Genomic DNA, 13,377 nt, shown 5'->3' with positions numbered 1-13,377 from the left:
TTATGATGATTCATTATTATGTAAAAATAGCACTATTAATAAGTAAAATTTAGACTTTTATTGCCCGAAACATTTCTCTTTTTCCAGGTGCTCCTTCGTGCTTTTCAACAGTAAAACCTGCTGCAATCATATTACTTTTGATTACTCCACGAGCAGCATAAGTCACTAATACACCCTTATCTTTGAGAGCATCAAACATTTTTTTGAAAATTGACGAACTCCACAATTCGGGTTGCAAATCATAACCAAAAGCATCAAAATAAATCAAGTCATATTTTTCAATATCATCGATATCGGCAAAAAATTGCTTTCGTTTTGTAAAAACAAAATCTTCATGCAAAATAGTAGCGTCTTCCCAGTTGCATTGATGCAATTTTTCAAAGATCGACCTTTGATTTTCAGCATTTAATTCGGCTACATAATTCATTGATGCCGCTTCTTCAATAGAAACTTGATACGCTTCGACACCCACGTAATTTATATTTTGATTGAACTTCGGGTATTCTAAAAAAGTGATAAAAGCATTCAAACCCGTTCCAAATCCAATTTCTAAAATAGAAACCGACTCATTTTCAAACAACTAAAGTCCTTTTTTTATAAAAACGTGTTGCGCTTCCTGGATGGCGCCAAACCGAGAATGATAACACTCATCCCATTCCTCGATATGGATTGTGGTAGAGCCGTCACGAGTTTGAATTATATTTCTTTTCAAAATAATTGTGGGGTTTAGTTTTAATTGAGGGTTTAAAAAGCCAAATTTACTTAAATACCATTTATGTATTACCAAGAATGTTTCTAATTTGTTAGATATTCCACAAATTCAACTCTACATTTTCAGATTTTTTTTCAATATAAATAAATCTCATTTAATTGTCATAAATACTCTTTTTTTGATAAGTAATATGGCGATTTTTACGTAATTTTGCAAACAGAGTGTCCGTCAAGAACTATCTGTCCTTTCTAAAAATAGTATAAATTGAATAAAATAATTATGAGCACAACGCAAACCAACAAGATTGAAATCATAAAAGCCGCAACTTCAAAAATAAAGGATGTTGATTTTGATAATTTACATTTTGGTGAAATTTTTACAGATCATTTATTTGAATGTGATTTCAAAAATGGTGAGTGGCAAAAACCAATCATCAAACCTTACGCTCCTTTTTTACTAGATCCTTCAGCAAAAGTTTTTCATTACGGACAAGCTATTTTTGAAGGTATGAAAGCCTATAAAGATGATAATGACGACATCTGGTTGTTTAGACCTGATGAAAATTACCACCGTTTTAATAAATCTGCAACAAGAATGGCAATGCCAGAAGTCCCAGAAGAAATCTTTATGGAAGGTTTACATCAATTATTACAATTAGACGAAGCTTGGATTCAAAAAGGAAAAGGTAACACGATGTACATCAGACCTTTTATGATTGCTACAGGCCCTGGAGTAATTGCCAATCCGTCTGATGACTATAAATTTATGATTCTTTTATCGCCTGCAAAAGCATACTATTCAGGTGAAGTAAAAGTGTTGATTGCGGAACATTTTAGTAGAGCTGCCAATGGCGGAATTGGAGCTGCGAAAGCAGCTGGAAATTATGCTGCACAGTTTTATCCAACCAATTTAGCTAACAAAGCAGGATTTCAACAAGTGATTTGGACCGATGATGCCACGCACACCAAGTTAGAAGAAGCTGGAACAATGAATGTGTTTTTTAGAATTAACGATACTTTATATACCGCGCCAACTAGCGAAAGAATCCTTGATGGTGTAACTAGAAAAAGCTTAATCGATTTGGCAAAACGCGAAGGAATCAATGTGGAAGTTCGTCCAGTTTTGGTTTCAGAATTAGTTGAAGGTGCCAAAAATGGTAGTTTGAAAGAAATTTTTGGTGCTGGAACAGCCGCTGTTGTTAACCCAATTATTGGATTCTCGTATCAAGATGTGTATTATGAATTGCCAAAAATAGAAAATTCAATCGCATTACAATTGAAAGATACTTTGACCAACATTCAACACAAACTCGCAGAAGATACTTTTGGTTGGACAGTGAAAGTTTAGATTGCAGTGGTCAGTTTGTTAGTAATTTGTGTTTAAAATTAAAAAAGAAAGAGCGATTTTCAAAAATTGAAAATCGCTCTTTCTTGTACTGACTGAATATTAAAAATAGGAACACTGAACACTACTTCAGTATTTTCGAGAAATCGGGTTTGAAATAATTGGGACCTTTCATCACTTTACCGTCTTCGCGATAAATGGGTTGTCCATCTTCGCCTAATTTACTCATATTAGAACGCTGAATTTCGTCGAAAACTTCTTCAATTTTATGTTGCAAACCGTGTTCTATAATGGTTCCACAGAGAATGTACATCATATCACCCAAAGCATCAGCAATTTCGACTAAATCATTATTCTGAACCGCTTCCAGGTATTCCTCATTTTCTTCTTTCATTAGATTGTAACGAAGTGTGTTTTTAGTTTCGCCCAAATCGGCTCTTGGATTTTCACTGTGACCAATTTTGAAAGCGGTATGAAACTCTTTGACTGCGTTGATTTGTTTTTGCATATTTTTATTTACTTAAATGAGTTGGCAAATTAGTAACTTTTACTAAACAAATCCCTAAATTTGCCAAAAAAAATACTATGTTTAGTCAAGGTCAAATGCTGTTCGCAGGTTTTTTTGTACTCGTTTTTATCATTGCCATGATTTATTCCTATCGAAAAGACGCCAAATTGCACCAAATGTTCTACAAAGGAAATTTCAAAATTTTGATTGGGTTTGCCCTTTTCATCGTGCTTTTGTTTGTGATTAAAATATTCTTCAAAAGATAAAAAAGAAGGTAACGTCATTAGAAAGTGTGTGGGTAAATGCCTTTTAAAAAACATTCGCACCAAACCGAATGAACTTTTACTTTGTCAAGTGTGATGAAAAAATCAATTGTTGTATTTCTATTGATAATTAATGCGAGTTATAGCCAAATCTCGGGCTGTACCGATTCGCTTGCTAAAAACTTCAATCCAACAGCTATCAATAATGACGGAAGTTGCTTGTATGAAACTACAAAAATAAAACCATTAACTTTACTAAAGCTAAGCGATAGTCTAAAGGAAACATCGGGTTTGATGGCCTTCGACAATTTATTGTGGACACACAACGACGATCACGACACCACTATTTACGGATTAGATTTGAACGGGAAAATTCAAAAGAAAATCAAGCTCGAAAATGTAAAAAATAACGACTGGGAAGAAATTTCACAAGACAGCAGCTACATTTATGTTGGCGATTTTGGAAATAACTATAGAGGCAATCGAACTAATTTGCATATTCTACGAATTGAAAAAAAATCTTTTTTATTGAACAAACCTGTCATAGACTCCATTTCATTTTCGTATTCAAATCAAACGGATTTTAGTAGCCAAAAGTCGAATACTACTAATTTTGACTGTGAAGCATTTATTGTTTCAAAAGACAGTATTTATTTGTTTACCAAACAATGGAGCGAAAACAAAAGTGGTGTTTATACGCTTCCAAAATTTCCAGGAAATCACATCGCAAAGTTTAAAGAAACACTAAACGTTGAAGGATTGGTTACTGGCGCAACGCTAACTCCAAATAATGAAATAGTTTTTTGTGGCTACACCAAAAATTTTCAAACTTTTCTGTACATAATTTACGATTTAAAAAATTTCGATTTTGAAGTTGCTAATCAACGTAGAATTAATTTTTCGTTGAATTACCATCAAATAGAAGGAATCACTACTCTGAACGGTAATCAGTTTTTTGTTTCCAATGAATCAATTATAAAAAAACCAATTATCAATAATCCCCAACAAATTCACACTTTTGATTTAAGCACCTATCTAAAACTCTAATTTTAAATCAGCATTAATTACAAAACAAACAATTCGTAATTACTGTTATAATAGCGTACTTTTGCAAAAAAACTACACTTGTGAATTACTTATCTGTCGAAAATATCTCTAAATCTTTCGGTGAAAGAACCCTTTTTGAAAACATATCTTTCGGAATCAACAAAGACCAAAAAATTGCTTTTATAGCCAAAAACGGTTCGGGAAAAACCACCATTATGAACATCATCAATGGTTTTGACGAACCCGACACAGGACAAGTCGTGCTTCGCAAAAGCATCCGAATGGCTTTCCTTTCGCAAGACAATAAATTGCAAGACGAATTGACGATTGAGGAAAGCATTTTTGCATCGGATAACGAGAGTTTGAAGGTGATTGAAGCCTACGAAAAAGCATTGGAAAACCCTGAAGACGAAGATGCCTACCAAAAAGCTTTCGACGGAATGGACCAACACAATGCTTGGGATTTTGAAACTCAATTCAAGCAAATTTTGTTCAAATTGAAATTAGAAGACTTCAAACTGAAAGTCAAAAACCTTTCGGGTGGACAGAAAAAACGCTTGTCATTAGCCATCATTTTGATTAATCGTCCCGATTTGTTAATTCTGGATGAACCTACGAATCACTTGGATTTAGAGATGATCGAATGGCTCGAAAGTTATTTTGCCAAAGAAAATATTACCTTGTTTATGGTGACGCACGACCGTTTCTTCTTGGAACGGGTTTGCAACGAAATAATCGAATTAGACAACGGGAAAATCTACCAATACAAAGGAAATTATTCCTATTATTTAGAGAAAAAAGAAGAAAGAATTGCTTCCGAAAATTCGAGTGTCGATAAAGCTCAAAACTTGTTCACCAAAGAGCTGGAATGGATGCGACGCCAACCGAAAGCAAGAACCACCAAATCGAAATCGCGTCAGGATGATTTTTATGTAATCAAGGAAAAAGCACAAAGTCGCCGTAGGGAGAATAAAGTGGAACTCGAAATCAATATGGAGCGAATGGGAAGCAAGATTATCGAGCTGCACAAGATTTCCAAAAAATTCAAAGACCACGTTATTTTGGATAATTTCAGTTTTGATTTTCAACGTGGCGAACGCATTGGCATCATTGGAAAAAATGGAACCGGAAAATCGACTTTCCTGAATTTGCTGACCGGAACTTTACCCTTAGATTCTGGAAAAGTGGTCGTTGGTGACACTATCAAAATTGGCTATTACACCCAAAGCGGTATCAACCCAAAGCCGGGACAACGCGTGATTGATGTCATCAAGGAATACGGAGAATTTATTCCGTTGACCAAAGGCCGATTGATTTCGGCTTCGCAATTGTTGGAGCGTTTTCTTTTTGACTCCAAAAAACAATACGATTATGTCGAAAAACTTAGCGGTGGCGAGTTGAAACGACTGTATTTGTGTACCGTTTTAATCCAAAACCCGAACTTCCTGATTCTGGATGAACCTACGAATGATTTGGATATTGTGACATTAAATGTATTGGAAAGTTTCTTGATGGACTATCCCGGTTGTTTGCTTGTCGTGTCGCACGACCGTTACTTTATGGATAAAATCGTGGATCAATTATTTGTTTTCAGAGGTCAGGGTGAGATTGAAACCTTCCCCGGCAACTATTCTGATTTTAGATCTTATGAAGACAGTGCCGATGTGAGCCAAAAAGAGGACAACAAAGCCGAAAAGAAAGACTGGAAACAAAACAATCCAACTGGAAACCTAACCTTCAATGAGCAAAAAGAATTCCAGAAAATAGAACGAGAAATCAAGGATTTGGAAATTGAAAAAGCCAAAATCGAACAACTTTTCTCCGATGGAAAAATAGAAGAATCCGCAATCGAAAAGAAAGCCAACGAACTGAAAAACATCATTTCTAAAATGGAAGAGAAAGAAGAACGATGGTTTGAACTTTCTGCCAAAATAGAAGGGTAATAGCTTTATTTCACGAAGATTCGCAAAGAAAAGACACAAAGTATCTCCAAGTTTTTTCAACCTTTTCATCTTAGTGAATCTTAGAGTAGCCTTTGAGAATCTTTGTATAATAAAAAATAATGAACCCCAAACACTTTTAGTTGTAATGCTAAAAATGTTGGGGTTGTTTTTTTTAATAAAAACCTTTTTGTGCTTTGTAAGAAAAGATTAATATATTTGGTGTTCGACAAAACGAAACAAAACCTTAGATCCACTGTCTGATTTGTCCTCTATATAGTAAGATTTGTTCTAGCGAATATAGTAGTTATATGAAAGCCTATTCACAATCGTGCAAAAAATCACAAATGAAAATGAAAAACTCAATTATTCTATTTTTTTTATGATCTCTTTTTTTTTAATTGGATTGTTTTATGATATTGAATATCGAAGTATGACTAGAACACTTATTTCAAATATTGCGGATTACAATCTTGAATTTTATGGCGCAAAGCAATTTAGATTTTTTGTTCCAGATTTTGGTTTTATTCTAACTTTAATTCCTTTAGGAATATTCATAATTAATAAAAGACAGAAACTAAATCGAAATCCATTCTTTACTATTGCAGTTTTTTCAATTTTCTTTTTCCTATATTATTTTATTTCTTGTTTTATTGAATCAGAAATTATAAAATATACTACGACAATCAATATGGGAAATACTTATCGATATCATCATTCAAACATTAATTATAGATTAATAGTTCTTTGCAGTATTATTGCGTCGCTTTTATCGTATAACATATTTCTATCAATATCAAAGAAGGCCTTCAAATAGCAGTTAGATTTTCGTTGGGTGCGCAACCCCCCACACCAGTTGTATTAAAAAAACCGTTAGAAAATATAAATTCAAGCATGACATGATTAGTTTACAACTTTCTATTTTTCTAATTTCTTTAGCTTATATTTTTTATATTTTGTGGTGGAAATTCCCGTCTCAAATTTTTTACGAAAAGAAATATTTATATCCGAATATCGTCGCTAGTATTTTTTGCGCAAGTATTGGATTTAAAATAGAAAACGCAGGCTTACTTTTTCCTGTGTTCGTTATAATTTTTACCACAATTATTGATTTGATTTCTATGAGATTTAGAAAAAAGCATTTTCGTGCAATGTATAATATGTTTCCTGATATGGATAATATTTTTGACGTGATCTTTACACTAGTTGTTATGTTATCTACTTTTATTACTTCAATATTACTTTTAGACTTGATTAAAGACTGTCATTTTTTTGGTTAATTTTTATATTTCCCCAAACTGGGGCAAGCGTCATGCTTGTGTACCCGCTAGCACAACAATCCTTCCGTCTGGTTCCATTAATTATAACACCAACCATTCTTGGCTTCATACCTAACAATTTTTACTATATTTGCCCTTCAAAAAAATCATATTTCAAATGAAAAACTTTTTATCCGCCCTTCTTTTCTTGACCCTTTTTATTTCTTGTACTAAAGATAATAGTTCGGCAAAGGATTATACTGCTAAAAACGAGCAAGAAATCAAAGACTATCTTGCCAAAAACAATTTAACGGCTCAAAGAAGCGCCACTGGTTTGTATTACATCATTGACGAACAGGGCACGGGAGCAAAACCTACTGCAACATCTAATGTAACCGTGGCTTACAAAGGGTATTTCACAAACGGAGGTGTTTTCGATCAAAGTAGTGCAGCGGGGATTTTCTTTGGTTTGAACCAAGTGATAAAAGGCTGGACAGAAGGAATACCCTATTTTAATGCAGGCGGAAACGGAATGTTGTTGATACCCTCGCATTTAGGATATGGAAGAAGTTCAAATGGTTCAATTCCTGGAGGTTCAGTCCTACTATTTGATGTGAAATTAATTTCAGTAAATTAAGAGCGCTTTGCTTCAAAACAGCACTAAAAAAACCGCTGCAAAACCGTTGTAAGAAGTCTCCCGACTACAAAGAGCAAAGAGTTAGTAATTCAAATTCACTCCAAAACCCAATCCCATATCGCTGTCGTAATGCGTTCTAATGCTAAAATTTCTTTTGATAATATAGCGTAAACCTGCCATATATTCTTTATCGGTATTCCACATCAAATCCATTCTTACTCTTTTAGAAACGGGAATATCCATTCGTTCCAATTGCAATCTGAAATTACCATCGGTATACACTTCGGCTTGTGCTTTTATGAGCATTGGCAATGTATATTCTAATCCTGCACTAAAAACAGAACGTTCGTCTTTAGTACTTCCTTGCCCGAAAAGGTTTTTTTCGTTTTCGCCAGCTTGCATTTTTCGGTACCGCCAATCGAAACCTATAAAGGGCATAATCCATTGCATTTTGCCAATGTATCGACCAATATGTGTTTCGGTTTCGTAGCCGTGATGGTCATTATATCCCAAACGCCATTCGGTGCCAATACTCCAACGGGTGTTACTCAACATTGCCAGACCATCGTTTCCATTGGTTGCAAAATCGTTTTCTGCCATAAGATGAAATTTTCGATCTTCGGCAAATAATTTCCGTTGTGCTAATTTTGGATTTGGAATCAATGGATTTGGCGCTTGATTTTCATAAGTAAAAACCCTGCCCATTCCTGCCATCATATGGTACAAAATATGACAATGAAAAAACCAATCGCCCTCAACATTAGCATTAAATTCTAAAACATCGGTTTCCATTGGCATAATGTCGATAATGTTTTTGAGCGGCGAATAATCTCCTTGACCATTCAAAACTCTAAAATCGTGTCCGTGTAAGTGCATTGGGTGACGCATCATTGAACCGTTATAGATGGTGATGCGTACATTTTCACCTTTTTTGATTAGGATTTTATCCGTTTCAGAAACTACTTTGTTGTCTAAACTCCAAACGTAGCGGTTCATATTTCCAGACAATTCAAATCGTAATTCTTTAACTGGTGCGTCTTTTGGAAGTGTTGTTTTAAATGGCGATTTCAACATTGCGTAATTTAGAGTTACAATATCCGAAAGTGTATTACTGTTGTATTGTTCTTCCATTCCGCCTGACGAACGGACAGGCATTTTCATATCATTCATATTATGTTTAGAATGATCCATTTTCTCTTTACCTTCTTCTTCTATTTTTTCTTCTCCGTTTTCTATATTCTCTTTCTTCTCATCTCCAGTAATTTCGGGATACATTACTACATTCATATCCATTTGATTTTAGGACATACTCATTCCCATATCGTCTAAATCGCCATTCATTTTCATCATTCCGTTCATCATTTTCATTCCTTCAAAATATTTTAATTTTGGAAGTGGCGAAGTCAATTGTTTGATGCCTTCTCCTAAATATAATGATGCAGATTTTGTTCGGTCTTCGGAAGTTGCCAGAAATTCATACGAAGTTTCGTCGGCAGGAATGGTTACAATTACATCGTAGGTTTCGGAAACAGCAATGAGCAATCTGTCGACTTCTACAGGTTCGACATCGTTTCCATCATTGGCAACTACGGTAATTTTTCCGCCGGCATAGGTTAGCCAAAAGTAGGTTGATGCGCCTGCGTTTGATATTCGTAAACGCACTTTGTCGCCACCTTTTAATTTCCTCACCCCCAACCCCTCTCCAAAGGAGAGGGTAGTAAGTTGGCTTTCGTTTTTTCCGTTGATTAAGAATTTATTGTAATAAACATCGCTCACGTCCATTGCGTTCATTCGTTTCCATTCGTTGGTAACTTTGGTTTTAAAATGTCCTTGTTGGATTGCTTCGGCATAACTTTGGGTCGTCCCTTTTTGAATGGCGAACCAATCGGTTGCGTAATGCAACATTCGGTGTACATTATTTGGGTTGACATCGGTCCATTCGCTCAGAATTACTGGGATTGTTGGCAAATCGTCAATTTCTATTCTAAAGATTTTGTCCTCATCTCTTTTATTCATTATAAATGAACCGTACATTCCGATTTGTTCTTGCAATCCTGAATGGCTATGGTACCAATGCGTTCCGTTTTGGATAATTGGGAACGTATATTTGTGCGTGGTGTTGGGTTCAATTGGCATTTGGGTTAAATTAGGAACGCCATCTTCTTTATTGGGTAACATCAATCCGTGCCAATGCAATGAGGTACTTTCTTTTAACTCGTTGTGTACATAAATTTCGGCAATATCGCCTTCGGTAAAGGTTAGCGTTGGCATTGGGATTTGCCCGTTTACTGCAATGGCTCGTTTCGGTTTGTCGCCAAAAGTTACGATTGTATCGCGAACGTATAAATCGTAACGAACGATTTTTGAAATAGTTTTTGGTTTTACCTTGTTTTCTAAAACCGATTTTTGAATCGGTAAATTAGTAGTTTCCTTTTTAGTTTCAGGAACTTCTTTATTGGTTTCAGAAATTACTTTTTTGATTGCGATTGGTTTTTTTACAACAACTTTTTTTGTAATTTTTGATTTTTCTTTGACCAAAGTCATTCCGCAAATGGGACAATTTCCAGGTTTACTTTCGTGAATTTGTGGATGCATTACGCAAGTATAAAACGTTGGTTCTTTGGTTTTCACTTGCGCAGTTGTAAAGTTTAGTATGCTTAGAAATACTAATATATATCCTATTTTGGCTTTCATTTTTTAAAGTTTTAAATTTCGCAATCGCAATGCATTTACAATTACGGAGACCGAACTAAATGACATAGCTAAAGCGGCAATCATCGGAGATAATAAAATCCCAAAAAACGGATATAAAACTCCCGCTGCTATGGGAACTCCCAACACATTGTAAAAGAAAGCAAAGAATAAATTTTGTTTGATGTTTCCCATCACAGCTTGGCTTAAATTTTTAGCTTTCACAATACCTTGCAAATCGCCTTTAACCAAAGTTATTTTGGCACTTTCAATCGCCACATCCGTTCCTGTTCCCATCGCAATTCCGATGTCGGCTTGCGCCAATGCCGGAGCGTCATTAATTCCGTCACCTGCCATTGCTACAATTTTTCCTTGGGCTTGTAGTCGTTTGATTTCGTTCAGTTTGTCTTCAGGTAGACTGTTAGCAATAAAACTAGTCAAATGCAATTCGCTAGCAACCGCTTTTGCGGTATTTTCATTATCGCCAGTAATCATAATTACCTCAATTCCTTGCTCCATTAATTCCTTGATGGCAGCAACACTTGTCGGTTTTATTTTATCAGAAATCGACACAAAACCTACGGAAATTCCATCAACGGAAATATAGGAAACTGTTTTTCCTAGTTTTTGTTCGGCTATAATTTTAGTTTCTAAATCATCAGAAACAGTAGCTTTGACTTGTTCCATTAGTTTTTTATTTCCCAAAGCTACTTTCTTTTTTCCAACTGTTCCAATTACTCCTTTTCCGGCAACAGCTTCAAAATCTTTGACTTCGATTAATGAAACCTCTTTTGATTTGGCATAATGGACTACGGCTTGCGCCAAAGGATGTTCGCTGTATTGGTTCAAGGAAGCAATGTTTTGCAATAAAATAGCTTCCTCATTATTGGAAGAAAAAAGTTGATCAACGGATGGTTTTCCTTCGGTGATGGTTCCTGTTTTGTCAGTAATTAAAACATTCACTTTGTTCATATTTTCCAGGGCTTCGGCATTTTTTATCAAAACTCCCGATTGTGCACCCTTACCTACTCCAACCATAACCGACATTGGTGTTGCCAATCCCAAAGCACAAGGACACGCAATAATCAAAACGGCAATGGCGTTGATAAAACCATAAACCAATGCGGGTTCTGGACCAAACTTTGCCCATATAAAAAAAGTAAGTGCTGAAACTAAAACAACCGTTGGTACAAAATATTTGGCAATGCTATCGGCTAGTTTCTGAATTGGTGCTCGTGAACGAGAGGCATCATTAACCATTTGTACAATCTGCGAAAGCAAGGTTTCTGAACCCACTTTTTCGGCAATCATCACAAAGGATTTGTTGCCGTTTATAGTTCCGGCAATAACGCTATCGCCCATCGTTTTATCAACAGGAATGGGTTCTCCAGAAATCATTGATTCATCAATGGTACTTTCGCCATCAGTTATTTTTCCATCCACCGGAATTTTATCTCCTGGTTTTACACGCAATAAATCATCTTTCTTGATGTCGTGAATGGAGATTACTTTGTCTTTTCCATCAATAACCAAAGTGGCTTCGGTTGGTGCTAATTTTAATAATTCCTTGATTGCTCCACTGGTTTGACTGTGCGCTTTGGCTTCTAATAGTTGACCTAATAAAACTAAAGTCAGAATAACTGATGTTGCTTCGAAGTATAGTAGTACAGTTCCTTGTTCGGTTTTAAATTCAATGGGGAAAATATCAGGAAAAAACATTCCGACTAAACTAAATAAAAATGCAACTCCTGTACCAATTCCGATAAGGGTAAACATATTTAAATTCCAAGTAATGATCGATTTCCAAGCACGTACAAAGAATATCCAACCAGCATAAAAAACGACTGGAAGCGATAATAGTAATTGCACCCAATTCCATTTTGAAGCATCCATTAGTTGCAGTAACGGATTGTTATGTGCCATTTCTATCATTGCAATAGCGAAAATTGGAACTGTAAAAACTACAGCAATTTTCATTTTCTTGACTAAATCTTTATAGGTCTTTTGGTCCTCAGTATCACTCGGATTCATAGGCACTAAATCCATTCCGCATATCGGACACGAACCTGGACTATCTTTGATAACTTCGGGATGCATCGGGCAAGTGTACATCGTTTTGCTAGCCGTCAAATCAGGCGCTTTGACTAAATCCATTCCACAAACGGGACAATCGCCCGCTTTATTATAGACTTTTTCGCCTTCACAATGCATTGGGCAATAGTATTTTCCCGCAGCACTTTTAGGTACAATAACGGTATCGTGATTTGATTTACCACCGCAACAAGATTTTACTACTGGTGCGTCATCCGTTTTTGTTTTGGTAGGAATAGTATCAGTTTCGGTTATGGTATATTTTCCAGCTTCGTATAAAACTTTTTGAAATTTAAAAAGAGAAACCTGTTTTTCCATCTTAATAGTTGCCATTGGCGGATCTAATGAAACCTTGGCTTCCACTCCATCAATGGTATTCAGGGCTTTTTCGACTTTGGTGCGGCAACCATTGCAGAACATTCCGGTAATCGTATAAGTATGTGTCATCTTTTATCTAATTTTAATACAAATTTCTATCATAACCGTTTTTTGCATTTGCACAATTTTGGGTTTGATATACAAAATTTATAAATCTTCTATTTGCTTCCTTTTGATGGTTTTTATCTTCTTGAAGTAGGTTGGCGAAAAGCCAGTTACTTTTTTGAATTGATTGCTCAAATGGGAAACTGTACTGTAATTTAAAGAATAAGCAATTTCACTTAATGAGAGTTCATCGTAAATAATTAACTCTTTTACTTTTTCAATTTTTTGATTGATGAAATACTTCTCTATAGTAGTATTTTCTACTTCGGAAAATAAATTGCTCAAAGTATTATAGTCCTGATGCAGTTCTTGTGAAAGATAATTGGATAAATTACTTTTTAAATCGTTGTTTTTATTCTGAACCAAATCAATAATCAGTGTTTTAATCTTATCGATAATTTT

Annotated in this window: 8 protein-coding genes and 2 pseudogenes; 5 read left to right on the top strand and 5 right to left on the bottom strand. The window is 35.2% G+C overall.

The features are described from left to right. Positions 1-49: 49 nt before the first annotated feature. A pseudogene (mnmD, locus tag RMO83_RS01450) lies at positions 50-712 on the bottom strand (tRNA (5-methylaminomethyl-2-thiouridine)(34)-methyltransferase MnmD). Positions 713-991: 279 nt separating this feature from the next. Between mnmD and RMO83_RS01445 the strand changes: the two are divergent. Beyond that, positions 992-2,059, top strand: coding sequence for a branched-chain amino acid aminotransferase (locus RMO83_RS01445; RefSeq protein ID WP_310557888.1), 1,068 nt, complete (start codon positions 992-994; stop codon positions 2,057-2,059). A 121-nt stretch (positions 2,060-2,180) separates the two neighbouring features. Here RMO83_RS01445 and RMO83_RS01440 read toward each other — a convergent pair whose 3' ends face one another. Then, complete coding sequence (locus tag RMO83_RS01440) at positions 2,181-2,564, bottom strand: nucleoside triphosphate pyrophosphohydrolase family protein (RefSeq protein ID WP_310557887.1); 384 nt, start codon at positions 2,562-2,564, stop codon at positions 2,181-2,183. Between the two features lie 77 nt (positions 2,565-2,641). On the opposite strand from RMO83_RS01440, the gene RMO83_RS01435 reads away from it, so the two are divergent. From RMO83_RS01435 to RMO83_RS01420, 4 genes are all read left to right on the top strand, one after another. Further along, positions 2,642-2,830 carry a hypothetical protein gene (locus RMO83_RS01435; RefSeq protein WP_310557886.1) on the top strand — a complete coding sequence of 63 codons (189 nt, stop codon included), beginning with the start codon at positions 2,642-2,644 and terminating at the stop codon, positions 2,828-2,830. 93 nt (positions 2,831-2,923) lie between these two features. Then, the gene (locus RMO83_RS01430) at positions 2,924-3,874 is read left to right on the top strand and encodes a T9SS C-terminal target domain-containing protein (RefSeq protein ID WP_310557885.1); all 951 of its coding nucleotides are present in this window, start codon (positions 2,924-2,926) and stop codon (positions 3,872-3,874) included. A gap of 80 nt (positions 3,875-3,954) precedes the next feature. Further along, positions 3,955-5,817, top strand: coding sequence for an ABC-F family ATP-binding cassette domain-containing protein (locus tag RMO83_RS01425; RefSeq protein ID WP_310557884.1), 1,863 nt, complete (start codon positions 3,955-3,957; stop codon positions 5,815-5,817). A gap of 1,434 nt (positions 5,818-7,251) precedes the next feature. Beyond that, a complete protein-coding gene (locus tag RMO83_RS01420; RefSeq protein WP_310557883.1) occupies positions 7,252-7,710 on the top strand; it encodes an FKBP-type peptidyl-prolyl cis-trans isomerase in 459 nt (152 codons plus the stop codon). An 81-nt stretch (positions 7,711-7,791) separates the two neighbouring features. Here the strand turns inward: RMO83_RS01420 and RMO83_RS01415 are convergent. The 3 genes and pseudogenes from RMO83_RS01415 to RMO83_RS01405 all read right to left on the bottom strand — a co-directional run. Further along, positions 7,792-10,404: pseudogene (locus RMO83_RS01415) on the bottom strand (multicopper oxidase domain-containing protein). Positions 10,405-10,407: 3 nt separating this feature from the next. Further along, positions 10,408-12,939: a heavy metal translocating P-type ATPase gene (locus tag RMO83_RS01410; RefSeq protein WP_310557882.1), complete on the bottom strand. Its 2,532-nt coding sequence runs from the start codon at positions 12,937-12,939 to the stop codon at positions 10,408-10,410. Positions 12,940-13,017: 78 nt separating this feature from the next. Next, positions 13,018-13,377, bottom strand: a 360-nt coding sequence (locus RMO83_RS01405) for an AraC family transcriptional regulator (RefSeq protein WP_310557881.1), incomplete at its 5' end; no start/stop codon positions are given.

It is taken from the genome of Flavobacterium sp. (assembly GCF_031423415.1).
GTDB lineage: Bacteria > Bacteroidota > Bacteroidia > Flavobacteriales > Flavobacteriaceae > Flavobacterium.
Note: the sequence above shows the minus strand (reverse complement) of the source record. Positions and strands in the feature narration are given on the sequence as shown.